The sequence below is a fragment of the Runella sp. SP2 genome, assembly GCF_003711225.1.
Taxonomy (GTDB): Bacteria; Bacteroidota; Bacteroidia; order Cytophagales; family Spirosomataceae; genus Runella.
Window position 1 is genome coordinate 5,240,495 of record NZ_CP031030.1, and the last position, 25,762, is coordinate 5,266,256.

Below are 25,762 nucleotides of genomic sequence, written 5' to 3' on the forward strand. Positions count from 1 at the left end.
GCAACAAAAAAACCTCTCGGATGACGAGAGGTTTTTTTGTTGTGCTAACTACTAAAACTACTATGCTTTCTTAACAGGAGCTTTGGCAGGTGTTTTAGCTGGTGTTGCAGGAGCTGCTGGTGTTTCAGGTTTTGGGTTCAAGAAATCATCAGCTACTTTATTACCTGGATCAATTGTAATCAATTTTGTAAACCACTCTTTCGCTTTTGCGTCGTCTTTCAACGTGATAACGCTGTAAGCACCTAAGATTTGGTAGAACGACTTTAAGTTAGCCTTCTTCGCTTCGTCCATTGGTGCTTTATCTTCTTCAGCAAGTTTCACGTAGTTTTCCATCAAAGGAATCGCCAAGCCGTTGGCCATTGCTTCTTCACGCGTGTAAGCGTAATAATTTGCTTTGGCACGTTGCCCGTGAGCATACAAGTAGTCAGGCTTACGTTCAAGCATCTGCTTGTATAACTCGTCTGCTTTCATGAAATAGTCACGTTTCTTTTGGCGCAATGCTGATGAATCAGCCCCTGTTGGGAAGATACGGTTAGCAACGTTGTAAAGTGGTAACGAAAGGTTAACAAGGTCCTGAAGAGATGGATTTTTTTCTCTCTTAATTACTTTTTCGTAGTACTCAATTGCTTTCTCGTAGTTTTTGGCACCGTTGTACATTGCTGCAATTTCTTTGTAGCCATTGTCAACAGTGTCTATTTCAGCTGCTTTTTCCAAGTAAGCAACCGCAGCTGCTGTATCTGCTGGTGAAATACGTAGCATTGAGTTACCTAAATAGCGGTAGTCATTGTCAATAGCTTTTTGCGGAGCTTGTTGAATAAACTTCTTCAAGTTTTCAATCGCTTTTTCGTACTGGTTTTCTTTGTACGCGGCCCATCCTTGCATACGGTAAAGTACGTCGCTTGTACGCCCGCTGCTCATTACCTTGGCAATTTTTGTATTTACCTTGGCAAATTCTTCTGCCACGAAGTTAAACTGCGCACTGCGAAGCAATTCATCATCGGTAGCACAAACGCCAAGTTTCTCTACGTACGCATCCATATACCGTGACGCTGGCTTATACTGACGAACGTAGAAATACAATTCGGCATACTCTTTGTTTGCTGGGCCGTATTCTGGATCCACCTCAATCGCCTTTTTAAAGTTCGTTTGAGCCAATTCCAAGTTACGTCCTCCCCAATAGATTTTAGCGATTTTTGCAAATGCTTTTCCTAGGCTAGGGTTGGCATTGATGGCATCTTCATAGGCCGATACTGCAGGACCTGCTTCACCTTTAAGGTAAAAGGCATCTCCTTTCGACATATACACCTCTTGATTCTTAGCGCCACTCTTTAACATAAGTGCAATCGCCAAATCAGCCAATCTGATAGACTCAGCAGGATCTGTTGTTTTGTAGATAGGCTTCAAAGAGTCAATAACAATGTAACCAGTATAAGCCTCACTAATGCGTTGCAATACTTCTACATTTTTGCTCTTTGTCGCTTTTAAGATTTCAGCAAAAATAGTTTGAGCTCCAGTACGATCGCCCTGAGCTAACGCAACCGCTCCCATCCCAACCTTATTAAGGTTTTCTTTGCTTTTAGGATCAGCAGCTAGCCCTTTTTCAAAGGCAGCCTTGGCAAGATCAGGTTGTTTGGTACGTAAGTGGTAGTAACCAAGGTAGAACTGATTTTCCGCTGATGGTGTAGATGTTGCTAACTTTTCAAAAGTTTCTTTTGCCAAGCACGCTTGGTTTCCATCTAATTGTTTTAAACCAGTGGCAATGTCTTGAGCAAATGCCTGACTGTAAACGAACGCACTTGCGGCAAACGCTACCAACCACGATTTGGATCTAATGTTCATCTTTCAGTAGGTTGTAATGTGGGGTGATTAGAAAAATTTGACTTTGAAACGGGAAACAAAACTATGAAATTGTCCTTTAACGGAAAAATATTATATCTCTTTCTTTAGAATTACTTCCCGATTAAACGGTTTTGCAGGCCAAAGACCACATTTTTCAATAATTAAACTTCCGACATCTCGCATGATGTAATTCAGCAATCCGCTTCCTAATCCTGCGTGCATCTCACGACTAATGATATATACCTTGCGGGCCAATGGGTAATTTCCAAAGCGTAGATTTTGCTGGAATGGTTGATAATAGTCCTGCCTTGTTGGCTTTTCTTTATCCGATACCGCCAATACTCTCAAGCCTTTTGACAGCTCAGCGGTCAGGGGGACTTCACCGTCGCTAATCCAGTTAACCCCAATAAACCCTAAGGCATTGGGATTCTGACGCACATAGTCAATAACTTTTTTATTTGAGCCTGCCGAAAAAATCTGCAAGCCTTTCAAATCAGTCAACCCAAACTTGTTCATTACAAAGTTAAGGTTGCTGGAGTTGGCATTATCAAATACCAGCACAATGTCTTTTGTTTGTTGACTTCCTTCGAGCTGCGACCAGTTTTTAATCTGTCCTTTGAAGATACCTTCTACTTCTTTCAAGGTAATGAGGCTGTCTTCATTGGCCCTACTGGTGAGCAATGCTAGGCCATCTATGGCAATAAATTGGGGGCTATACCGAATTCCACGGGTTTTGAAGACATTCTGTTCTGAGGTGGTTAGTTCACGCGTTACAAAGGCCAAACGGCTACTGTCTTCCAGTACTTTCGCAATTGCCAAATGTTCAGGAAGGTAGTTCACGTTAAACTTAGTGTCCGCGTGGATTCCCACATATCCTTGACACAGTTGTTCTACCATTGGTTGAAGTGATTCATCCGATGTAATCGTTACAGTGCCATGAAAGGCGGAGTCGTTGGCTTGTTTGCACGAGTAGGTGGTGATGATACACACGACCACACTCAAAAAAGCAATAAGAACTCTATTCATTTTCACTTTTATAAAGACTATATCCACGATAGAACCGATACCCTCCATACACAATCAACATGGTGCCAAAAAGATACCTCAGTGCTCCAGAAGGGAGTACGCCAAAAGTAGCGGAGGAGGCCACTAAATAGAGGCCTCCTCCTAAATATGCCAGCCCTATGACCATCGAGAGTGATGACGACAGCTGCTGGTGAAGTGGTTTACGCTTCATACGTGCTATTATTCCAAGACGAAGCTAATTGGTAAGTTATATTTTACCCGTACGTTACGACCCGATTGTTTACCTGGTTTCCACTTAGGCATACCCTTTACTACGCGTTGTGCTTCTTCGTCGCAGCCAAAGCCTAGACCTTTAAGCACTTGAATATCTTGGATACTACCATCGGTGTTAACAACGAAGGTCAAGAATACCCTTCCCGACACGTTAGCACGAGAAGCAGCGGCTGGGTATTTAAGATTTTTCTGTAAATACTGGCCTAATCCTGCCATTCCGCCTGGGAATTCTGGGTTTTGTTCTACCACTTGGAAAATTTGTTCTTCCACAGGGGCTGCTTCAACAACCTTAACTTCTTCCTTTACAGGAGCTGTTTCTTCGGGAGCGACAATTGCCTCTTGGGCGTTTTCGTCTCCTTCTTGGGTTTTATCAGCAACAACTGCTTTCTCCAATTCTTCCACTACTGGTGGTGGTGTTTCCTCGGGAACCTCCTCATCCTTTTTTACTTCAGGAGGAAGGAACTTAATCGTAGCCACTTTTGGAACCTCGATTGGTGGAGGTGGCGGCGGTGGCGGTTCGTTCGGGTCAATTGGCGGAGGTGGCATTTTCATCAAGTCAATTTCCTGCATGAATTGTTCCTCTTCTTCCTTCGGAATCAAGCTAATCAACGCAGGAGAAAGCATCGCCAACACAAAGATGGCACCACCAATCAACATTGATTTGGTGAGGGTTGGACGATAGACTTTTCTGAGGTCATACGCACCATACGCTTTATTCCGATTCTCGAATACTATATCATCGAGAGTCATCGTGGATGATTTATTTTCAGCCATTGCGTTTGGTTAGTTTTTAAGTTACAATTAATCCGCTTTGTCGCCTAATAGTGTCTTCTCACTATCTGTAAGAGCATCTACAAGGGCATAACGCTTACTCTTAGTGACGGCCATTTCATCAAGGGCGTCCACCATATTTTTGTAAGTGCTACTCTTCAACGGTTTGATAACGCAGACGAATTGACTCAGCCCTTTGTCATCTTTACCGTGTTCACGATCAACTTGAGCCTGCGATTGAAAAATCAATCCACGCAAATCTTGACCATAAGACACTTTTTTAAGCTCTGCTTTTGCCTTATCATCATCCGCGGCTAGGCGGTCTAATGCCCATACGGTGTTATCCTTACCTAGAAACAAGGTCAATACCTTAGAAGCTTTTAATGGCTCAGTTTCTTGATTTTTAACATCCGTTTGTTTGTCAGGCACTGCTACCGACATCGACGAAGGCTTGCTAAGAGTAGTTGCCAAGATGAAGAACGTAATAAGCAAGAAGCCTAAGTCCACCATCGGGGTCATATCTACACGGGTTGAGGCTTTTTTACTGCGGACTTTCTTATCACCATGTCCGCCACCACCTTGTGCTATTTCTGCCATTTTCTTATACGAATTTTAAAAGTGGTACAAATTAGTCAGCCTTCCAGCCTTGAGGAGGTGCCTCTGTTCCCGTAATCAAGTTAAACTTGTTGATGTTTTGTGCTTGCAATGAGCCCATTACATCTTTAAATACAGGGAACTTAGCTACGTTATCACCTTTGATGGCGATACGAAGCCCACTGTTAGCGCGACGGGCTTGATAAATCCATTTTGCTAACTCGTTTTGCGCAGTAGAATCGGTAGGAATACCTGGTTGATTAATCTCCTTCAACTTATCTGGAGTAGTAGCTCCAACTTGCAACCATTGAGATAATCCACGGATGGGTACCCCAAAGTTTGCTTGAAGTGAGAAGATTTTTTTCTGCTTATCCGTAAACTGTACACCTTCTGTTTGAGAAATATTCTCAAGCATGGCAATACGAGTCGTTGGATTGTCAACACCAAAGTAAACTTTACCGTCTTTACCGATGCTAATAATCATAAGATCCTTATCGGGAACTTTAATCGCCGAGATAGACGAAGGTGTTTCGATGGTTGCAGCATCCTGAGATTTGAACTGAGCCGTCAAGATAAAGAAGGTCAGTAGAAGGAATGCCACGTCGCACATCGCCGTCATGTCCATCATCGGATAATTCCGCTTGGGTTTTAAAGCAGGCATAATACGTTATGGTTTGATTGACTATACAAATGTAGAACATTAACAAATACAAAGCAAATATTTATATATAATTTTTTTATATATAACATTTACCTTGTTTCGCCCATAATTAGTTATGAGCAGAGAAGTTTTGTTGAATGCTCAACCCGATTTCGTCAATCTTGTACGTCAACGTATCAATACGGCTAGTGAAGTAGCTATACATGATAGTCGCGATTGCCGCTGTACCGATACCAAGGGCTGTGTTTACAAGGGCTTCAGAGATACCCGTTGCAAGAGCACCAGTATCAGGAGCACCAGCGTTACCCATCGCCGCGAACGCACGAATCATACCCAATACCGTACCCAAAAGAGCCGTCAAGGTAGAAACTGATGCCAAAGTAGCAATGATAGTAAGGTTTTTCTCAAGCATAGGAAGCTCAAGGCTTGTTGCTTCTTCAACTTCTTTTTGAAGAGCAGCTAATTTTTGGTCTTTTGTCAATTCAGTCTCTGTGCGAAGTGCAACGAACTTGTGAAGAGCTGTTTTAACAACATTACCTACTGAACCTTTTTGTTTGTCGCACTCTTTGATAGCGCTTTCAACTTCGTTTTTGTCAAGTAGGGATTTTACTTTGCGAACGAACTCATCGATTGAACCTGCACCATTTGCACGGCCAAGGATGAAGAAACGCTCAATTGAGAAAACCAATACGGTTAGGAAACAGGTAAACAACAACGGTACGATTGGGCCTCCTTCATAAACGATACCGAAGTAGTCTCCCGACTTTGGACCTTTCTCGTGGTCGCCGTCAACAAAGTGGCTAGGGTCACCACAAATGAATTGATACGATAAAATACCAATGACTAGCAACACAGGGATAACCAAAATTGGGTTTAGACCACCTGCTGATTTTTTTGGAGCGGCCGCCTTGGCCGGTGCTGGAGATGTAGCCTTCTTTTCCATCAGACTTACTTTTAGGGTTTAATTGAAAAAAATAGTTTAAGTGTTTGCGCTGTAAAGAAAACGAAAATATTAAATGGGTAATGCGTTCGCCAAGAAAATTTTTATTGGCGATTCTCTAAAATAGTTGCAAAAAATGCGGTGAACGATTCCCAAAAATACATAAAAATATCACCTTTTGGGATTTTTGAGTGGATATTTTAATCTCCCCTCATTGTCTCTTGAGCAGCTCAAAAGGGCTGTTTTCACCCCCTAAGAGGCTCAAAAAAAGAGCATTATCCTATTTTATCACTTTTATAACTATACCTCCGCCAATAAATAGACAAAAGCTAAAACCAAAGAAAAGCAGAGGATTATTTTACTCTATGCCTCTCTTCAATTTTTTACAAAAATATATCAAAGAATCAGAGGTCGCGTTCAATAATTTGTTGGCTCTGCTTGTCCTTCAAAATAATTTTGTGACGCCCATCGTGGGTTACTTCCTCTTTGATGAGGTAATAGTGCTCGTCATACTCTACTAACGTAGTTTTTTGGGACACCCCTTCTTGCCCACGCCAAACGGGCAAAACGACGGGCTCCCACTGCTTTGTTTGTGCCGACCGATAGGCAGCGTCTATGACTGCATTGACAACATAACCATCATAAAACGTCTCGGCAGGAACAGTCCCTTCTTCATACGCATTAAACATGTCCGTAAACATGTGGTTATATCCTAAGTCGTTTACTTCATCTCCTACAGGAAATAACCAACCAGAATTGCTTTCTGCCTTTTCAGCTACGTACTCTCCGCCTGTACCACTTGTGTACATTTCAAAACCTGTCCTCAAAAAATTATTAATCCAAATGGTACCTTCTGTACCCATCACTTCGTCCCGTAAGTCCATACCTCCCCGAAACGTCCAACTCACTTCCAACTGTCCTATGGCTCCGTTTTCGTATTTGACAAGGGCGATAGCGTGGTCTTCAGCATCAATCGGCTTCACTTGCGTAGCTGCCCAGCACATCACTTCGACGGGTTTGATGTCTTTACCAATAAAATTTCGCGCGATTTCGATGCAGTGACATCCTAAGTCTAAAATACAACCTCCCCCTGCCTGTTCTTTGTCCCAAAACCAATTGCTGTGAGGGCCAGGGTGCGTCTCGCGGGATTTTGCCCATAAAATCCGACCCAACGCTCCTTCTTTCACACTGGCCAATGCTTTTAAGAATTTGGGGGTATAGCAAAGGTCTTCCAAATACCCACCGAATACCCCCGCCTCTTCTACCGCTTGCATCATCCGTAGCGCTTCTTCGGCCGTCCGCCCAAGTGGTTTGGTACATACCACTGCTTTTTTGTGTTTTACGCACAACATGACAGCAGTTTCATGGAGATTGTTGGGCAATGCTACGCACACCATTGTCACCTCAGGGTGGGCAATAACTTCTTCCATGTCAGTCGCCCAAAAAGAGCAGCGGTAGTCTTCCGCAAATTTTTTGGCATTGGCTTCACTCCGCGCATAAATCGCTACCACACGGTCGCGACTACGCTGACCATGAATAGAATCGGCATAAAAACGCCCAATAAACCCCGAACCGAGCATGGCTATCTTTTGCATACAATCTGATTTGTTGATAATTAGAAACAAGTTTTAGAAAAAAGCATTTGTAGTAAACTTTTTAATGATGAGTTTTTGTTAGTACTTTTGCAATACAGTTGCAAATAGATATGTCGAGAATTATTTCTGTTACATTAAATGTAGGTTTAACGGGGCTAGTGCACTTGCTGTGTTGCTGGTTGCCTTTGGTGGTAGTTCTTTTTAATGGCGCTTCAATTGCGTGGTTGGCTGAGTACCGTGCTCCATTGATGGTTCTCCAATTAAGCGTGTTGGCTTGGTCTTTTTACGATCTTTATCTAAGATCTTCGCACGTAGCTTCTCTTTTTGAAAAACGTGTTTTTTGGACTGCTGTAGCCCTTACTGTGGTGCTTAACATCATCCCTCACCGTTATTTTCAAGCCGAAGATAGCCGCTTAGCGCAAGCACAATTTGAGCGTATTCGTAGCACACGGGTGGCACAATTTGAGTTGCAAAAACCCCCAAAATCAGTAGAAAAACTAAGCACAACCTTGCAGTCAGTAGAAGGTGTAGTCCCTTCACAAATAAAACTCAACGATGAAGTGGTGTCGGTCAGGTATTATTTGGGAAAAACCTCAGAACAAACTATCTTGGCCGCACTTCGTCAACAAGGATACGAAGTGACAAGAATTGACTAACCAATAACTCCCAATCTCAAAATGAAAACATTCATCCACCGTACGTTTGTTTACGGCTGTGCATTTGCCTTGGGTACCCTAGGGCTTGTGGCGTGTGGGCCAGACAAAGACCCCAAAATGGAAGAAGCAGGCAAAATTCACTTGGCTTCGATGGAAATTGAAGAAGCGTTGCATGAACAAATTGAGGGGATTGATTCGTTGAAAGTAGTTCTGAACGACAAAAAGAAATCCCTAACTGATGCCGCAGCCATTGCAAGCATCGATTCGACCGTGGCGCAGTTAGATGCTGTGGCCAAATCGTTTGAGGAATGGGAAGAAAACTTGGTTGAAGTACCTGGACTTCCTCACGAACACCACCACCACGAAGGCGAAGAGCATCACGACCACAAGCCAGCCCCTGAGGTGTCAGGTGAACAAATGATTGAAATTCAGAAAGAAATAAAAGCGAACATTGAAAAAATCAAGGCCGATTTGGAAAGTGTTCAAGAAAAAGTGAAGAAGGTTTTATAGTTGTTAAGTCCATGGTCGATAGTCCACAGTCGATGGTTTTAATTACCGTGGACTATTGACTATCGACCATGGACTATCGACTATCGAGGTACTTCTATTTTTTGCAAAATTTGAGCGACAACGTCGTCGGGCGTTGCTCCTTCCATTTCTCGTTCAGGCGTTAGGACAATACGGTGACGCAACACAGACGGCGCCAATTGCTGAATTTCCTCTGGCGTCACAAAATCCCTTCCACGAATGGCAGCCAAAGCTTTGGCACTATTCAGCAATGCCACCGATGCCCTCGGCGAAGCCCCCAAAAACAACGATTTATTATTCCGCGTTTGCACAACCACCTGCGCAATGTATTCTAGCAGTTTGTCTTCTACGTGAACTTGGTGCGTTTTACGGCGCAGTTCTGCTAGTTGTTCAGGCGTTAATATGGCCTGTATGTTTGCAATCGCTTCGGCCATGTTTAATCGTAAGTGATGCCCACGAAGCACTTCTACTTCCTGCTCTTGGGAAGGATATTTTACCACAATTTTAAACAAAAAGCGGTCTAACTGCGCTTCGGGAAGGCGATAGGTGCCTTCGTGTTCAACTGGGTTTTGGGTCGCAATCACAATGAACGGGCTGCTCATGGGATAGGTAGTTCCGTCAACGGTTGCTTGCCGTTCTTCCATCACTTCAAACAAAGCCGCTTGGGTTTTGGCAGGAGCGCGGTTGATTTCATCGACCAAAACAATATTTGAGAAAATGGGGCCTTTTCTAAACTCAAAATCCGTGTGTTTTGGGTTAAAAACCGACGTTCCCAACACATCCGAAGGCATCAAGTCGGGCGTGAATTGAATTCGGCTAAATTCGGTGGCAACCGTACGGGCTAATAGCTTAGCCGTCAGCGTTTTTGCAACCCCAGGCACTCCCTCAATAAGCACATGCCCATCGGCTAAAATTGCCGTCAACAACAAGTCAATCGTTTGCTGTTGCCCCACTATAATTTTCCCGATTTCGGCTTTGATGGCTGTTATCGCGTCGTTGAGGTCTTGTAAGTCAATTCGTGATTCAAAATCCATAAGAGAAAATGGCAGTTATTTAACGCGTTCGTAAAAATCTTCGATACGGTGATGTAAACTCAAGAGCGCAAATTCAGACAAGGAAGCTGTGCGCTTGGCATGAGCTATTTCACTGAATAGCAACTCAATATCCATTCGAGGAAGCCCTGTTTTTTGGATAAGGTCATCTATAAATTCTTTGTCAATTTCGTGGGTACGCAGCCCAAATCGCTCGCGGATGTAGAGCAACAAATGTTGAATTTTCTTTTCAGCAATGTTATCGTGGTCACCCTGCTGAAAGTACATTTTACCAATCGTTTGTACAAACTCTAGCGACGTATTCTTCGGTACAGGCAACACAGGAATGACACGTTGGGTACGCTTTCCCGCAAAAATGGCGTAAAGCAATAGCCCAAACAAAATCAAGTAGTATGCCCATGTTAGTGGCGGCTGCGTCATAATATACCTAAAAATCGACTGCTCATCTTCGCCAAAACGGCCTTGTTTTAGGTACTCATCCCAGTAAACAGGCAAGACGGGTAAATAAGACAGCGATTTAAACGCAAAATCAGAAGTTTTGGAAGATAAAGCGTAATAATTGGTCAAAGCCAGCGGCAGGTTATGCAGATAAAAAGCTCCTTTTCCGTACTTTATTTTTAGGAAAATAGGCTCATTTCGGGCATTTTTAGCCAAAATTGTCACGTTCTCAGGCTTTTTTACCAAAAAATAATTGCGACCATCATCTTGTGCAAATACATACCCTCCTTTTTTGGACAAAGCAGGGTTCACAAAATTCATCACCAAGGCCGTATCTCGTAACGTTGGGTCTTTCAGCGTCGCTATTATTCCCAACGTTTTTACCAAAGTATCTGGAAAATAATACGCCGAAATAAAGACATTATTCCCCCGCTTTGCGTAATTGAGCAGCTGTTTTTGGTCGTTTCGGTCAATATTAAACTCTCGACAAACAAAGATATAATTGCTTTTGGGCAGGGTTGGGTTTTCTGAAAGATAATTATAAATCGGCACCCGTAGCTGCGTCACTTTTTCATTTTTGAAGACATCAGTCAAGAGTTCATAGGTAGCTTTTGTCCCAAAAGGGATTTTGTCTTTGTTGGAATAGGTCGGCGTCCAATCAATGGGTTTAGGACGGTAATATTCAAACAGGCCGTAGGCTACGACTGTGACCAATAAAAACCAAAAGTAGTAACTACGCCAATTCACCTTCGTTATTGTGTTGTATTAGAGTCGGGTTGAAAATGCTTGAAATTCCTCTTTCAAGCGTAAAAATTGAGATTCGGACACGCCAAATTCACCATACCAAACGTACTCAAACTGGTACGTAAGTTGCTCAAAATCCTTTTTAAATTTCGTTTCTTGCAATTCTTCTACGTAACTACGGTTGGTTTTAGTTGGCTGCCAATGTATGAACTTTTTATCGGTCAATTGCTTGAGTGTGTTAAGGTAGTAGAGCCGAGTTGCGAGACGATAATTTCGGGCAGCGATTGCTTCTTCAATCAAATTGGCAAAATCCAATTCATGAATATTTTCAGTGATACGATTATAGACCAGCTCTTCCTCCGATTTTTTGGCAAACATTCCACCAATAAATTCAGCTTTGTACAATAGCCATATCACCACCCCTGCAATACCCACCAAAAATACGTACTGCCAAAAGTTTTCGTAGGCACTACTACTTAAAAAATCACTAATTTTTTGGCTCAACCAATTCCAAATACGGGCGAGCGGATTATCGGGCGGGGGGGCGTGGCGTTCATAATTATAATCGCGACTAGCACGGAAATCGTCGAGGCGCTTGTCAGAAGGCAAACGAGGCGTCATCGTGGCATTGTCCAGCGCCGCAGGTAAGCTAACCGTGTCTTTTGGCGTGGATTTGTCCCCTTCTTGGGCATTTGCCAACAAACCAAGCCCCAAGAACAACAGAACAAAACAAAGTCTTTTTAGAAACATAGAAACAAACGAATAACGCTTGGCCAATTTGCAAAAAAGCCAACAGAATTACAAAAAAAGCCGATGCAAGTACATCGGCTTTTAGGGAGTGGTATTTTACTCAGGATTATTTCTTACCCAAAGACGCAATCCACTTAGCAATTTTCATAGCTTCGTCCTTTGGTACATTAAGTGGCGCCATTGGAGGATACCCTGGCCAGTTAGCTGGTTTTGGGTTAGCAATCAACTCTACGATTTGCTCTGGCTTATATTTTTTCTTCGCCATTACTTCTTTGTAGCCTGGGCCTACCAATCGCTGATCGACTTTGTGGCAAGCCAAACACGTATTTTTAGTCAATAAAGCTTCAATATCTGCGGGGATTTTAACTTGCGCGTTTGCCGCAGTCGATACTGCTAAAAAAGCTCCCGCTACTACTAACATTTTTGTGAATCGTTTCATGCCTAGGTTGGACTTTTAAAATGAAAAATAAAGGAATCTTACGCAAATGCAAAGCTATAACGTTTTGATAAAGAAATTGTGTTAAAAAGACAAAAGATTATTTTTTACATCTCAACGGGTTTCATTTTAGGAATCAACAAATGAATAAAGAGCAACGCTATCAAATACGTAAAACTCGCCAGTAAAAATAATGGTAAATAGCCCCATTGAACGCGTATTGGCCCGATTACAGCCGCTAAAAGTGCGCCGCCTACCGCCCCCGAAAACCCACCAATCCCCGTTACCATCGCCACCGCGCTTTTGGGGTAGAGGTCTGAGGCAATTGTATAGACATTGGCCGACCACCCTAAATGCCCCGCTGCGGCAATCGCTATCAAGACAGTTGCGATATAGACATTTTGGGTTTGGGCAGCAAAGAAAATCGGAACGACACAAAGCGCACACAAGAGCATCGTCGTTTTGCGGGCACGGTTCAGTGACCAACCCATTTTCATTAGTCTTGATGAAAGCCATCCAAAAAATATGCTCCCTCCGTCCGAAATAATATAAATAACCATAAAAGGAAAGCCAATATTCTGTAAATCAAGGCGCTGGGTGAGTGCTTCACTGGAATTGAAAAAGTCGGGCAACCACGTCAGATAAAACCACCAAATAGGATCTGCCATCAACTTCCCGACAATCAATGCCCAGGTTTGACGAAAGCGTAACAATCTCCACCATGTGATCCTACCTTCTATTTCTTCGGGCTGGTTATCTTGTTTGATGTATCTCAATTCTCGCGTCGATACCTTAGGATGGTCTTCGGGTTTTTGATAATTGAGCCACCAAAATACCAACACCACAAAACCTAAAACCCCTGTTGTCATGAACGACATTCTCCAACCGTACTTGAGGGTCATCCACGGAATTAGGGCAGCTGTTAGAATAATCCCAACGTTGGTTCCTGCATTAAATAAACCAGTAGCAAACGCCCGTTCTTTTTTGGGGAACCACTCAGCAATCGACTTGATGCTCGAAGGAAAATTTCCCGCTTCTCCAATCCCAAGTGCAAAACGCGCGCCCAACAAACTCCGAAAACTGCCTACGTAAGCGGTAGCTACACCCGCCAAGCTCCACAAACCAATGGCAAATGACAAACCCTTGCGGGTTCCAAGGCGGTCGATGAGCCAGCCAATCATAATAAAACCCAGCGCATAAGCCAACTTAAAGGCTGTATCAACCCAGCCGTATTGAATCTTGAATGTGTCTAAATCAGCTTGAGTGAGAGTATATGAAAGCGGCACCCCTAACATTTCCTTACGAAACGCATCGTCGAGCATCGAAAATGATAAAACATTTCGGTCAACGTAGTTGATTGTCGTAATTAAGAAAAGAAGAAACACTATCCGCCAACGGAAGTTATGGGGAGGCATTTTAAAAGGTGTTAGAGGGGTTTGGAAAAACGCTGCAATTTACGGACTATGTTCTAAAAGTTCTATTGTTATTTTTGCCAAAACAAATCATAAATGACTGAACGCCAAAAACAAGCCCTCGTCAAAGCCGCTGCATTTTGTGCTTACCAAGAACGGAGTACCAAAGAAGTAAAACAACGGCTGCACGAGCTCGAAATCACTGATGATGAGATGGAACCCATTCTTCAAGAATTGATTGCCCAAAATTACCTCAACGAAGAACGGTTTGCGCGGGCTTTTGCCAGGGGAAAATTTCGGGTAAAAAAATGGGGGCGCTTGAAAATTCGTCAAGAAATGAAGCTTCGTGGCTTGTCGAATGATTTGATTCAAAAGGGGCTTACCGAAATAGATGGCGACGAATACGAGGCCGTTTTGCAAGATTTACTCATCAAAAAAGCACGTACCCTCAAAGGCGAGCCAACTGCGACCAAACAAAAATTGGTGCGTTTTGCCCTCAGTCGAGGTTTTGAAAGCGATATTGTTTGGGAATTATTGAAAATGATGAATACCGAAGGAAGCGACTTGTGACAAGTGGAATTGAAATAAAGCTACTCTTAAAGTCGTTAGTAAAAGGGTAATAAATCCCAGTGCCATACATTAAATTTAGCCTACGTTTTCTTGATTTTACAAAATTTACACGGTAAACTTGTAGAATAACTTTTATGTAAGTGCATAAAGATTAAGCCTTCACTTAAAATGAATACAACAGAGTTAAAATCTACCCTTCATACGCTCATCGAACGGATTAATGATGACGCCATCTTACAGGCGTATGTTGTTTTGTTATCACGCGAAGCTGAAGGAGTGCCTGATTTTTGGGATAATCTGGATACTCCTACTCAAGCGGCAATCCAAGAAGGGCTTCAAGACTTAAACACTGGGCGTAAAACCGATTTCTTTGATTTTATGAAGTCGCAGTATGGAATTAACCGTTGAGCTTTCAGAACGCGCCCGCAGAGACATAGAACAAATTGCTGATTATTTAGCAAAAACCTGGTCAGAACGCAGCAAAATAGAATTTTTGTTGACGTTAACCGATCAGATGAAACTTATCAGCAAAATGCCCTACCTCTATAAAGTTTCTCAAAAACAAGCTAACATACGCGAATGTGTGATGAACAAGCACGTCGTATTTTACTATCGTGTGCTTGATACAAGCATCGAAATCATCACAATTTGCAATACTCGTCAAAAACCTGAAGAGTTTTAAAGTTATTTCGGCAGGTTTTTATTTCAACAACTTCTCCACGGCTCCGTGCACTTTTTCAAACCCAAATCGGTGCATTTCGTTTTCCATCAAGCCTACAATTTGATCATTGCATAGATTTCCAATGCTTCCTTCGTGAGTGTGTTTGAGGTCGCGGGAAGCGTGGTAGGTATTTTCATTGATTTCTTTGCCCACTTGGCGGTACGCATCGCGGAAAGGCACTCCTTGAACCACCAATTCGTTGACCCGTTCTACACTAAACAACAAGTCGTATTTAGTATCGGCCAACAGATTCAGTTTTACTTGCAAATGTTCCAACATAAAATGCGTGATGTCCAAACAATCCAAGATTTCTTCAAAGGCAGGCATCAACAGTTCCTTCAACAACTGCATATCGCGGTGATAGCCCGATGGCAAATTGCTCATAACCATCGTGAGTTCAGTTGGCAACGCCTTCAAACGGTTGGTTTTAGCCCGTAATAGCTCTGCTACGTCGGGGTTCTTTTTGTGCGGCATGATGCTGCTCCCCGTAGTCAAATCGTCAGGAAGAGTGACAAACGCAAAGTTTTGGCTATTGTAGAGGCACACGTCCATTGCCAATCGCGACAAGGTCGCCGACAACGCCGCAATAGCCGTCAGAGCCGTTTGTTCGGTTTTCCCACGTGACATTTGGGCATAGACAACGTTGTAATGCAAGGTTTCAAAACCTAGTAATTCGGTGGTCATCGTACGGTTTAATGGAAACGAAGAACCGTAGCCCGCCCCCGAACCAAGCGGATTTTTATTGGCTAACTTATAAGCCGTTTGAATCATGCTCATGTCATCTACCAATGCTTCGGCATAAGCACCAAACCACAAGCCAAATGACGATGGCATCGCGATTTGGAGGTGCGTATAGCCTGGCAAAAGGTCATTTTTGTGCTGATTTGAGCGTTTGATGAGCAAATCGAACAGTTTTTTAGAAGCCAACGCTACTTCCTCTAACCGACTGCGCGTAAAGAGCTTCATGTCCACCAACACTTGGTCATTGCGTGAGCGACCGCTGTGGATTTTTTTGCCAACATCACCCAATTTGCGCGTAAGCATTAACTCCACTTGCGAGTGAACGTCCTCAACGCCCTCCTCAATCTCAAACTTCCCTGCTTGAATATTTTGGTAAATAGCTTTCAACTCTTCACTCAGCACTTTTAACTCATCACTCGTAAGAAGCCCTACGCTTTCGAGCATGGTGGCGTGTGCGATATTTCCTTGCACATCGTAAGGAGCCAAATACAAGTCCATTTCACGGTCACGCCCGACGGTGAATTTCTCAATTTTTTCGGAGATGGAAGTCGTTTCTTTTTGCCAGAGTTTCATAGGTACCTCTCGGGTGCTAGAGTCTTTTGTGGGATTTTTTTGTGCAAAAATGGCAGCCGCATACGCCATTCCAATACAGAATGTCCAAAAACTTTTCATTTTGAATGATTTTAATGAAGGAATTGCGGCCTCCTAGCTGCCAAATTACTTCTTTTTGGCAAAAATCTTTGCATCCGTTATTTGCTCGCGGTGTTCTTCCAGAAACATCTTGAACGAATACAGTTCCTCCAACTGCCCTTCAAAATCTGCAGAAGCGGGATAGATTTCTTCATAAACGCTGACAAAATCGGTTATTAAATAGCGCATTTGACGGACTCCACGGCCGTAAAGAGCGGGTAAATAGAAGTTTTGGTGGTCTTGAAAAAACCGTTGGGTTTCGTAGTGGGACGTAGTTTTGATGTCAACGGCTTCTTTACGCCCTAGTACATCTACAAAGCCATAAATCATCACATCGCCAACTTGGTATTGGCAGTAGGCTTGGGTTTTTACGATGGGGGAAGGGAGTTTTTGGCGAACGGTTGCAATAATTTTCGGGTCAAATTGCTCTTCGCCGATTTTTTTCAATACCGCATCTTCAAACGATACTCCCCTAAACTGGGCTTCGGTTTGTGGGATAGGCACCCGATTGATACGGTCTAAAACGTCCTGCTCACTGATTTTCCCCTGCAAAAACCGTGAGTAGGTGTTGAGCAACGAAGGGTAAAAACGGTAAGCTACTTTGGAAGTCATCTATCATTTATTCTTAAACCACTAAGGCACTGAGGGGCACTAAGAAAAGAATACCCTTAGTGCCTTAGTGGTAAAAACACTAATTCTTTGCCCCGCCCTGTTGCCCTGCTTTTGGCTGTTGGCTTTGCTGGGCTTCGCGCATTGGGTTGCTGCCACGCTGAAAACCGCCGCCTTTGAACAATTGGAAACGCGTTGGTTTCGTAGGCTGACGAGGGAAACTGTTGCTTTCTTCGTCGATGTCGGCAATTTCACGGAATGGGTCTAATGTCCACTGAACCACTTTTTTCTTGGTGGTTATAACTTTCGACACTTGTTGGTCGTTCAAGCGCCAGATTTCCGCTGGGAAGCGCGCTACCGAATCCGTACCGTCTTCAAATTGCATTTTCACAATCACTGGCATTGGCAAACCACCTTTGTTTTTTACTTTCAAGGTATAGAAATTCAAACCTGATTCGACCAATTTACGCTCATCGGGTGTTAAGCTTGCCAAATAAGTTTCGTATTTTTTCTTATCGGCGTCCGTCACTTTATAGGGGTCATACGAGTTGTAGAAATCCTTCATGTCAGGATTTTTCTCCACTACCGACTCTTTGATGAAGTCTTTATCTCGCTGACGAGCAACAGTATTACGCTTGTCTTCCGCTTCTTTTTTGGCGCTTGCTTTGGTAATTTCAGGGTTTTGCGTGTCTAGGGCAAACCATTCTACTTCTACCAAATCTTGGTCAACGGGCTCTACGCCATAGAACCAACCTTTCCAAAACCAATCTAAATCCACACCCGAAGCATCTTCCAAAGTACGGAACAAATCGGCAGGCGTAGGCGACTTAAACGCCCAACGACGGCTGTATTCTTTGAAAGCGTAGTCAAACAACTCTCGCCCCATGACCGTTTCGCGCAAAATGTTGAGGGCGGTAGCTGGCTTTGCGTAGGCACTTGCCCCTGCATTGATGAGGTTATCGGACATGGTCATGATTGGCACCAAGTTTTTAGGATCTTGCTTCATGTAATCCACAATCATCTGAGGCTCACCACGGCGCGTTGGATAGTCTTTGTCCCACTCTTTTTCGGTCAAATATTGCACAAAGGTATTCAACCCTTCGTCCATCCACATCCATTGACGTTCGTCGTTGTTGACAATCATCGGGAAGAAATTGTGACCTACTTCGTGAATAATCACCCCAATCATGCCATATTTGGTTGCTTCCGAGTACGTACCATCTGCTTCAGGACGACCGCCATTGAAAGAAAGCATGGGATATTCCATCCCTCCGATGGGACCATGGCACGAAATCGCTACGGGATAGGGATAATCTACCGAGAACTTCGAATACGTTTTAACAGTATGTGCCACGACTTCGGTCGAATATTTACCCCAAAGTGGATTTCCTTCTTTTGGATAAAACGACATGCACAAAACTTTTTTACCCGCTACTTCTTGCATTTTGCCATCCCAAATGTATTTACGTGAAGTAGCAAAGGCTACGTCCCGCACGTTATCGGCCTTGAAAATCCACGTTTTTTTGCCCGAAGGTTTGCCTTTTTCAGCTTTTTCACGCTCTTCTTGCGAAGCAATCACCACTACTTTGTCTGAAGTCTTAGCTTTTTCGTAGTTTTTCAATTGCGTAGGCGTCAACACTTGTGCAGCGTTTTGCAACTCACCCGTTGCTCCCAAAACGTGGTCATCGGGTACAGTAATGGCCAATTTGAAGTTTCCGAACGACAATGCGAACTCTCCTTGGCTGTAATATTGCTTATGTTGCCAGCCCGTTACATCGTCATACACACAAAGGCGAGGATAAAACTGCGCAATTTCATAGACGTTATTACCATCTTTGAAAACCTCAAAACCTGTTCGGCGTCCACCTTTGGCAACCTCAACGATGCGGTAATTCCAATCAATAGAAAATGAATAGCTTTGTTTAGGCAAAAGCGGCTGCGGCAAATCAATCCGCATCATGGTTTGGTTAATGGTATAGCGAAGCGGTTTCCCCGTTTTTGCATCTTTGACCGACTGAATATTGTAACCATAGTCCGCATTCGAGTAATTCATATCGGTAATGGTCGAAAGGCTCGTCATCGTTGTTTGATTTCCTAAATCCCCTGTTCTTGTAATCGGCCCAGGGGAATTTTTGGCAAACAAATTTTGGTCCAACTGAATCCACACGTAAGGTAGCGCGTCGGGCGATTGGTTGAAATACGTAATGGTTTCGGTACCAATGATTTTATTATTGGCTTCGTCCAATTCCACCTTGATGTCATAATCGGCACGCTGTTGCCAATAGTCCTTGCCTGGTGCTCCAGAAGCCGTTCGGTAAGTATTGGGCGTAGGCAGGGCCGTTCCCAATTGTTCGAAACGGTCATTGGCGTGGTAGTTAGGCATGGTGGGTGCTTGTGCCCACGCTAGGCTACCATAAAATAGTGAGATGATGAAGAAAATTTTTCTCATGAGAAAGTAAAATTGGTTTTCATTCAAAAATACAAAAAAGGGAGGTAAAGCCGAGGGTATTGATACTTAACACACAGATTTGCCGATGAATTGACGTAAAAAAACCCCTTCTTTTTTGGGAAGAGGCTTTTTAGTTTATTTTTCACGCCAAAAACCAACCATGGAATCGACGCTTTTGCGATGCTTTGATTAAGCGCTAGGAACGTTGTTCATCACTTCTGTTTGCTTACGAATGGAAGCCATGTGAATCAACTCAAACAACTCTTCCACGAAATCTGGGTACAAATTGAGCTGTTTACCTAAATCAGCGCGGTTTTTACGAAGTTGTCTCCAACGATCCATTTGAAGAACTGCAACGTTGTTATCACGCTTGTATTCGCCCAATTGCTCCACCAACGACATACGAGTGCCCAAAATTTCGAGCAATTCGCGGTCAAGGTTATCAAGCTTACTACGAAGGTTTTCCAATTGGCCTTGGTAGTCAGTACCGTATTCTGCTTTACGAATGTGCAACTCGTGAAGCATTTCGCCCAACGCCTGCGGAGTCAATTGCTGAGAGGCATCCGACCATGCTTTGTCTGGGTCACGGTGAGATTCAATAATCAAACCATCGTAGTTCAAGTCTAATGCACGTTGTGCCAACTCAAACAAATACGCACGCTTACCTGCCATGTGGCTTGGGTCGCCAATCATCGGAAGCTCAGGGAACATCGTTTTGAGTTCGATGGCAATGTTCCACATGGGTGAGTTACGATATTTTGTTTCTTGCGCATTTGAAAAACCACGGTGAATCGCCCCCAGTTTCTTGATACCAGCACGGTTGATACGCTCAAACGCACCAATCCACAACGCTAGGTCAGGGTTTACTGGGTTTTTGATAAGTACAGGCACATCCACTCCTTGAAGCGCATCGGCCAGGTCTTGAACGTTGAATGGGTTAACGGTGGTACGAGCACCTACCCACAAAATATCGACGCCGTATTTGAGTGCAAGCTCAATGTGCTGAGGCGTTGCTACTTCAACGGCAATAGGCAATCCAGTTTCTTGTTTAGCATCTACCAACCAAGGCAACGCTGCTTCACCCATTCCTTCAAAGCTGCCTGGACGAGTACGAGGTTTCCATACCCCCGCTCTGATTACGTTGGCATATCCTTCTGCTTTGATTTGACGAACGGTATCGCGCACTTGGTCTTCTGTTTCGGCACTACATGGTCCTGCGATGACGAGCGGCTTTCCTCCCGTATCAACCCACGAGCTCATCGGTAAAATGTCTAAGGTGGCACCCATAACTGAGAAAAAAATTAATTAGTACAACAATCTATAGTAACAATTTGAAAGCGATTAAATCTTCGTAATTTTGCAACCGTTTTGACAGTCCGCCGCGTCATGGGGATAATCCCTTGAAAATCCGACGATTCGGAACGTACAATTTCATTTATCAACAAAACACTACTACTATGCCTTTAAGTGTTGTATCACCCAAAACGGGTGTTTCGTTTGATGACACTTCGGTCGCATTTTCGTCCAAGTCCAACGGCCAACTCAAGAAAACCTATTGGTTATTCTCGATGATGAATCAGGTTTGGCTTGTAAAATTAGGAACTTTTTTTATAAAACTCTCTCTTTTGTTGAGATTGCCCGTCAAGAATCTCATAAAAACTACTTTATTTAACCAATTTTGCGGGGGAGAAAATATTAAAGAATGCGAAAAAACCATACAAAATTTGGCAAAATCCAACGTCGGCACAATTTTAGACTACTCTGTCGAGGGAGAAGACGACGAAAAGAGTTTTGACAAAACTGCTAACGAAATTTCGCTAACTATCGAAAAAGCATCAAATAACAAAGCCATTCCGTTCTCGGTTTTCAAGGTAACTGGCGTTGGTTCAACTCCCCTGATGGAAAAAATTCAGGCGGGCGAAGAGCTTAACCCCTCAGAACAACAAGCTTTTGAGCGCATTAAGCAACGCGTGGATGTTTTGTGCAAGAAAGCAGCCGATTTGAACGTTAAGATTTTTGTGGATGCGGAAGAAAGCTGGATTCAAAATGTCATTGACCAACTGGCTTACGATGGCATGAAAAAATATAATACCCAGACGCCCATCGTCTATAACACGTTTCAGATGTACCGCCACGATATGCTTGAAAACCTCAAAAAAGCCACGCGTGAAGCCAAAGCAGCGGGTTATTTGTTGGGAGTAAAACTCGTAAGAGGTGCATACTTTGAGAAAGAACGTCTGCGTGCATACGAAAATGAGTACCAAGACCCTATTCATGCGACCAAAGAAGACACCGACCGCGACTACAACAAAGCGCTCGAATTTTGTCTTGAAAACCGTGACGTTATTTCCATTTGTTTGGGAACGCACAACGAACATAGCTGCCAACTTTGCATCGAATCAATGGAAAAACTCCATATTCCGCACAACGACCCGCACGTTTGGTTTGCCCAACTCCTAGGCATGAGCGACAATATTTCTTATAATTTGGCCAATGCAGGCTATAACGTCGCCAAATACGTGCCTTATGGCCCTGTAGAAACAGTCATGCCTTACTTGTTCCGCCGTGCTGAAGAAAATAAATCGATAGCAGGCCAAAGTAGTCGTGAGTATTTATTAGTGAAACGCGAAGTAGAAAGACGTCATCAACAACGAATTTCTCAGTAAATTTGCCGACGCAACCCATTTACCCAACACAGGTTACACCAGATAATTGATAGCTGAATGACGAGTCATACCGCCAGAAACCCACTCAAGTTTTTTTTGTTTGCCCTTCTACTGATTGCGGTAGATCAAGCGTCTAAGTTGCTCGTCCATCATTATATGGCACCTGGTTTTGCAGGTCAAGTCCGTCTCATTGGTGATTGGTTTAAGCTCTATTACGTCACCAATCCAGGTATGGCCTTTGGAATGCAAATCGACCACGAATACGGCAAGTTATTTTTAACTACTTTTCGTTTGGGGGCAATGGTATTTATTGCTTGGTACATCGTGCGGCTCTCGGTGCGTGGTGCTGCAAGCGGGTTGCTTTGGGCCATGGCTATGATTTTAGCAGGTGCTATCGGCAACCTCATTGATAGTATTTTTTACGGCGTGCTTATTGGCAATGCACCCTACGGCTCACCTACACCTTGGTTTCATGGGCAAGTGATTGACATGGTTTTTGTCGATTTCTGGGAAGGTTTTGTACCTGAATGGGTACCTGTATGGGGTGGCCAGTACTACACAACGCCTATCTTTAACTTCGCCGATGCTTGTATTTTCGTTGGCGTGTGTATCATCCTTATTTTCCAAGGAACATTTTTCCCACGTTTGGACGAACCACAAGATGAAGTAGAAAGCGACGAAACAACGGAAGCTATCGCAATAGAAAATCCCACAGACGAAGCAGTCGTAGCGACTACCGATGCCATTGCCACTGAACAACTTACAGAGGTCAGCGAAAGCTCAGAGCTAGAAAGTAACAATTTAACCGAAAACGAAGACCCCACTCAAGAGACTCCTTCTGAACCAGCTGAAGAAGTTCAGCCTACTTCAGAAACTCCCCTCGCGGAAGGGCACGTTTCTAATCCAGATAAAGATACTAATTCATAAAAAAAGGGGCTTTTCAGCCCCTTTTTTGTTTCCTCTTACTTACACCTCTATTTTTGCCTCCGAAATATTCTCAAAGACTACTTCGCCTTCTTCATTGAGTTCCATCATGATGACGGCGTCTTTTTGAATTTTTCCCGAGAGAATCTGTTTCGATAACTCGTTCAAAATTCGGCGCTGTAAAACCCGTTTCAGAGGTCTTGCTCCAAACGCTGGGTCATATCCTTCTTCTGAAAGTTTCACCAAAGCTTCATCAGTAGCATCCAAGGTCACTCCTTGCTCGGCCAACAAGTCTTTGATGTGGTTGAACTGAATCCGAACAATTTGTTTCAAATTATCTCGTCCAAGTGGGTCAAAGAGCACAACTTCGTCAATACGGTTCAAAAACTCTGGCCTAACTGACTGTTTCAGTAAGCCTAAAACATCGTTTTTAGCTTCTTCTTTGAAGTACAGCTTCCAACCCTTTTCAACTTTATTGCCCGCTTCTTTGAACTTCTCCATGATGATTTCGCTACCAATATTGGACGTCATGATGATGATGGTGTTCTTGAAATTGGCCAAGCGGCCTTTGTTGTCCGTCAACCGTCCATCGTCCAAAACTTGTAACATCACGTTCCAAACGTCAGGGTGTGCTTTTTCGATTTCGTCCAGCAAAATCACACTGTATGGTTTACGACGCACGGCTTCAGTCAACTGCCCACCTTCATCATAGCCCACGTAACCTGGAGGCGCTCCCACCAAACGACTTACGGTATGGCGCTCTTGGTATTCACTCATGTCAATGCGCACCATGGCATTGTCGTCGTTGAACAGGTAATTTGCCAAAGTCTTGGCTAACTCTGTCTTACCAACCCCCGTTGGCCCAAGGAATAGAAAACTACCAATCGGGCGTTTGGGGTCTTGCAAACCTGCTCTCGAACGACGTACCGCGTCGGCTACTGCTTCAATGGCTTCCTCTTGACCTGCTACGCGTTTTTGAAGTTCGGATTCCAAATTAAGTAATTTTTCACGCTCACTTTGGAGCATTTTACTTACTGGAATACCCGTCCATTTGGCAACTACTTCTGCAATATTTTCGGCCGTTACTTCCTCTTGAATCAACTGCTCACCGCTAATTGATTGCTGACCACTTTCCCCCAAACGTTTTTCAATTTCGGGGATTTTACCGTAACGAAGTTCAGCTACTTTTCCATAATCTCCTGCCCGTTCGGCTTGTTCTGCTTCGAGGCGAAGTTGTTCCAATTGCTCTTTTAACGCGCGGAGTTCGCTGATTTTCCCTTTTTCTAACTCCCATTGGGCTTTAAAAGCGCTTCGTTCTTCGTTCAAATCCGCCAATTCTTTATTAAGTCTGGCTTCTTTTTCTTTGTCATTCTCCCGTCGAATCGCCTCTCTCTCAATCTCTAACTGCATAATGCGGCGGTTCAAATCGTCAAGTTCTTCGGGAACCGAATCCATTTCTAAACGCAACTTCGCCGCCGCCTCGTCCATTAGGTCAATGGCTTTATCGGGCAAAAAGCGATCAGAAATATAACGGCTCGACAGCTCAACGGCCGCAATGACCGCATCGTCCTGAATGCGCACTCCGTGGTGGAGTTCGTACTTGTCTTTGATACCCCGCAAGATACTAATCGCATCCGCCTCATTGGGTTCATCGACGGTCACTACCTGAAAACGGCGCTCCAGCGCTTTGTCTTTCTCAATGTACTTTTGGTACTCTTTGATGGTAGTGGCACCGATGGTATGGAGTTCGCCCCGCGCGAGGGCAGGCTTGAGTAAGTTGGCAGCGTCCATGGCGCCCTCACCGCCCGCCCCCGCCCCGATGAGCGTGTGGATTTCGTCAATAAATAAAATAATTTGGCCTTCCGAATCGGTCACTTCTTTGATGACCGCCTTCAAACGCTCTTCAAATTCCCCTTTGTATTTGGCACCCGCAATGAGCAAGCCCATGTCGAGCGAGACAATTTCTTTTTCTTTCAACTGCTCGGGTACGTCGCCCTGTACAATCCGTTGCGCTAGGCCCTCTACGATGGCCGTTTTTCCTACCCCTGGTTCACCCAAAAGCATGGGGTTGTTTTTGGTACGACGCGCCAAGATTTGAAGCACCCGACGGATTTCGTCGTCGCGCCCAATGACGGGGTCAATCTTGCCCGAGCGTGCCAATTGATTTAAGTTTTTGCTGTATCGTTCCAAAGAACGGTACTTAGCTTCGGCATTTTGGTCTTTCACTGGATTATTCTTCCCTCTTAATTCTTTGATAGCTGCTACTAATTCTTTTTCTTTTAATCCCACCTCTTTCATGAGTTGAGCGGTGCTGTCTTTGCCCGCCGATAAACCCACTAGGAGGAGTTCTACGCTTACATATTCGTCATTAAATTCTTTCAGATAGCTTTGTGCCTTTTGAAACGTGGCGTTGAGGTCGTTGCTAAGGTATTCGGTATTGGCCGAGCCTGCTACGCGCGGATAACCGTTGATGATGGTTTCAAGTCTTGTATTGACATTTGGGAGTGCGACATTCAGTTTTTTGGCTAAAAACTGCGACGTGTTAGGATCTTCTTCCAAAATTGCTTTTAGAATGTGTCCCGTTTCAACAACTTGCTGCTGCTTGCCCTGAGCAATTTGCACAGCGTGTTGAACAACTTCTTGGGCTTTGATGGTATATTGATTAAAGTTCATGGCT

Annotated in this window: 24 protein-coding genes; 7 read left to right on the forward strand and 17 right to left on the reverse strand. The window is 43.8% G+C overall.

The genetic code is table 11. The features are described 5' to 3' along the window. Positions 1-60: 60 nt before the first annotated feature. The 7 genes from DTQ70_RS21080 to DTQ70_RS21115 all read right to left on the reverse strand — a co-directional run bounded on the left by DTQ70_RS21080 (position 61) and on the right by DTQ70_RS21115 (position 7,699). The gene (locus tag DTQ70_RS21080; protein ID WP_122932644.1) at positions 61-1,839 is read right to left on the reverse strand and encodes a lipopolysaccharide assembly protein LapB; all 1,779 of its coding nucleotides are present in this window, start codon (positions 1,837-1,839) and stop codon (positions 61-63) included. A 90-nt stretch (positions 1,840-1,929) separates the two neighbouring features. After that, positions 1,930-2,865, reverse strand: coding sequence for a PstS family phosphate ABC transporter substrate-binding protein (locus DTQ70_RS21085; protein WP_122932645.1), 936 nt, complete (start codon positions 2,863-2,865; stop codon positions 1,930-1,932). 219 nt (positions 2,866-3,084) lie between these two features. Next, the gene (locus tag DTQ70_RS21095; RefSeq protein ID WP_122932647.1) at positions 3,085-3,912 is read right to left on the reverse strand and encodes an energy transducer TonB; all 828 of its coding nucleotides are present in this window, start codon (positions 3,910-3,912) and stop codon (positions 3,085-3,087) included. Between the two features lie 27 nt (positions 3,913-3,939). Further along, complete coding sequence (locus DTQ70_RS21100) at positions 3,940-4,506, reverse strand: biopolymer transporter ExbD (protein WP_028523793.1); 567 nt, start codon at positions 4,504-4,506, stop codon at positions 3,940-3,942. A gap of 31 nt (positions 4,507-4,537) precedes the next feature. Further along, a complete protein-coding gene (locus DTQ70_RS21105; RefSeq protein WP_122932648.1) occupies positions 4,538-5,164 on the reverse strand; it encodes a biopolymer transporter ExbD in 627 nt (208 codons plus the stop codon). Between the two features lie 109 nt (positions 5,165-5,273). Beyond that, positions 5,274-6,107, reverse strand: coding sequence for a MotA/TolQ/ExbB proton channel family protein (locus DTQ70_RS21110; protein WP_122932649.1), 834 nt, complete (start codon positions 6,105-6,107; stop codon positions 5,274-5,276). Between the two features lie 401 nt (positions 6,108-6,508). Continuing rightward, positions 6,509-7,699: a Gfo/Idh/MocA family protein gene (locus DTQ70_RS21115; RefSeq protein WP_122932650.1), complete on the reverse strand. Its 1,191-nt coding sequence runs from the start codon at positions 7,697-7,699 to the stop codon at positions 6,509-6,511. A 110-nt stretch (positions 7,700-7,809) separates the two neighbouring features. Between DTQ70_RS21115 and DTQ70_RS21120 the strand changes: the two genes are divergently transcribed. Continuing rightward, positions 7,810-8,355, forward strand: coding sequence for a heavy-metal-associated domain-containing protein (locus tag DTQ70_RS21120; RefSeq protein WP_028523789.1), 546 nt, complete (start codon positions 7,810-7,812; stop codon positions 8,353-8,355). A 21-nt stretch (positions 8,356-8,376) separates the two neighbouring features. Further along, positions 8,377-8,865, forward strand: a complete 489-nt coding sequence (locus tag DTQ70_RS21125) for a hypothetical protein (RefSeq protein WP_122932651.1) — start codon at positions 8,377-8,379, stop codon at positions 8,863-8,865. A gap of 80 nt (positions 8,866-8,945) precedes the next feature. Here the strand turns inward: DTQ70_RS21125 and DTQ70_RS21130 are convergent, their stop codons facing one another. From DTQ70_RS21130 to DTQ70_RS21150, 5 genes are all read right to left on the reverse strand, one after another. After that, complete coding sequence (locus DTQ70_RS21130) at positions 8,946-9,917, reverse strand: MoxR family ATPase (protein WP_122932652.1); 972 nt, start codon at positions 9,915-9,917, stop codon at positions 8,946-8,948. Between the two features lie 15 nt (positions 9,918-9,932). Beyond that, a complete protein-coding gene (locus DTQ70_RS21135; RefSeq protein WP_122932653.1) occupies positions 9,933-11,120 on the reverse strand; it encodes a DUF4350 domain-containing protein in 1,188 nt (395 codons plus the stop codon). An 18-nt stretch (positions 11,121-11,138) separates the two neighbouring features. Beyond that, positions 11,139-11,867 (reverse strand): DUF4129 domain-containing protein, encoded by a 729-nt coding sequence (locus tag DTQ70_RS21140; RefSeq protein ID WP_122932654.1) that lies wholly within the window; start codon positions 11,865-11,867, stop codon positions 11,139-11,141. Between the two features lie 106 nt (positions 11,868-11,973). Continuing rightward, on the reverse strand, positions 11,974-12,306 hold the full coding sequence (locus tag DTQ70_RS21145) for a c-type cytochrome (protein ID WP_122932655.1): 333 nt from the start codon (positions 12,304-12,306) through the stop codon (positions 11,974-11,976). A gap of 104 nt (positions 12,307-12,410) precedes the next feature. Further along, on the reverse strand, positions 12,411-13,718 hold the full coding sequence (locus tag DTQ70_RS21150) for an MFS transporter (RefSeq protein WP_122932656.1): 1,308 nt from the start codon (positions 13,716-13,718) through the stop codon (positions 12,411-12,413). 93 nt (positions 13,719-13,811) lie between these two features. Between DTQ70_RS21150 and DTQ70_RS21155 the strand changes: the two genes are divergently transcribed. From DTQ70_RS21155 to DTQ70_RS21165, 3 genes are all read left to right on the forward strand, one after another. Further along, complete coding sequence (locus DTQ70_RS21155) at positions 13,812-14,285, forward strand: regulatory protein RecX (RefSeq protein ID WP_122932657.1); 474 nt, start codon at positions 13,812-13,814, stop codon at positions 14,283-14,285. Between the two features lie 168 nt (positions 14,286-14,453). Further along, positions 14,454-14,693 (forward strand): hypothetical protein, encoded by a 240-nt coding sequence (locus DTQ70_RS21160; RefSeq protein ID WP_122932658.1) that lies wholly within the window; start codon positions 14,454-14,456, stop codon positions 14,691-14,693. Further along, positions 14,677-14,967: a type II toxin-antitoxin system RelE/ParE family toxin gene (locus DTQ70_RS21165; RefSeq protein WP_122932659.1), complete on the forward strand. Its 291-nt coding sequence runs from the start codon at positions 14,677-14,679 to the stop codon at positions 14,965-14,967. Before DTQ70_RS21160 ends, DTQ70_RS21165 begins: the two co-directional genes overlap by 17 nt. An 18-nt stretch (positions 14,968-14,985) precedes the next feature. Here the strand turns inward: DTQ70_RS21165 and argH are convergent, their stop codons facing one another. The 4 genes from argH to DTQ70_RS21185 form a co-directional block, all read right to left on the reverse strand. Further along, positions 14,986-16,320, reverse strand: a complete 1,335-nt coding sequence (gene argH / locus DTQ70_RS21170; RefSeq protein ID WP_122934507.1) for an argininosuccinate lyase — start codon at positions 16,318-16,320, stop codon at positions 14,986-14,988. 144 nt (positions 16,321-16,464) lie between these two features. Next, a complete protein-coding gene (locus tag DTQ70_RS21175) occupies positions 16,465-17,049 on the reverse strand; it encodes a hypothetical protein (protein WP_122932660.1) in 585 nt (194 codons plus the stop codon). A gap of 79 nt (positions 17,050-17,128) precedes the next feature. Continuing rightward, positions 17,129-19,495 (reverse strand): M1 family metallopeptidase, encoded by a 2,367-nt coding sequence (locus DTQ70_RS21180; RefSeq protein ID WP_122932661.1) that lies wholly within the window; start codon positions 19,493-19,495, stop codon positions 17,129-17,131. A 189-nt stretch (positions 19,496-19,684) separates the two neighbouring features. Beyond that, positions 19,685-20,782: a chorismate mutase gene (locus tag DTQ70_RS21185; protein ID WP_122932662.1), complete on the reverse strand. Its 1,098-nt coding sequence runs from the start codon at positions 20,780-20,782 to the stop codon at positions 19,685-19,687. A 170-nt stretch (positions 20,783-20,952) separates the two neighbouring features. On the opposite strand from DTQ70_RS21185, the gene DTQ70_RS21190 reads away from it, so the two are divergent. Continuing rightward, positions 20,953-22,161, forward strand: a complete 1,209-nt coding sequence (locus tag DTQ70_RS21190) for a proline dehydrogenase family protein (protein ID WP_122932663.1) — start codon at positions 20,953-20,955, stop codon at positions 22,159-22,161. A 57-nt stretch (positions 22,162-22,218) separates the two neighbouring features. After that, positions 22,219-23,088, forward strand: a complete 870-nt coding sequence (locus DTQ70_RS21195) for a lipoprotein signal peptidase (protein WP_122932664.1) — start codon at positions 22,219-22,221, stop codon at positions 23,086-23,088. A 39-nt stretch (positions 23,089-23,127) separates the two neighbouring features. On the opposite strand, the gene clpB is transcribed toward DTQ70_RS21195, so the two are convergent. Then, on the reverse strand, positions 23,128-25,758 hold the full coding sequence (gene clpB / locus DTQ70_RS21200) for an ATP-dependent chaperone ClpB (RefSeq protein WP_122932665.1): 2,631 nt from the start codon (positions 25,756-25,758) through the stop codon (positions 23,128-23,130). Positions 25,759-25,762 lie beyond the last annotated feature (4 nt).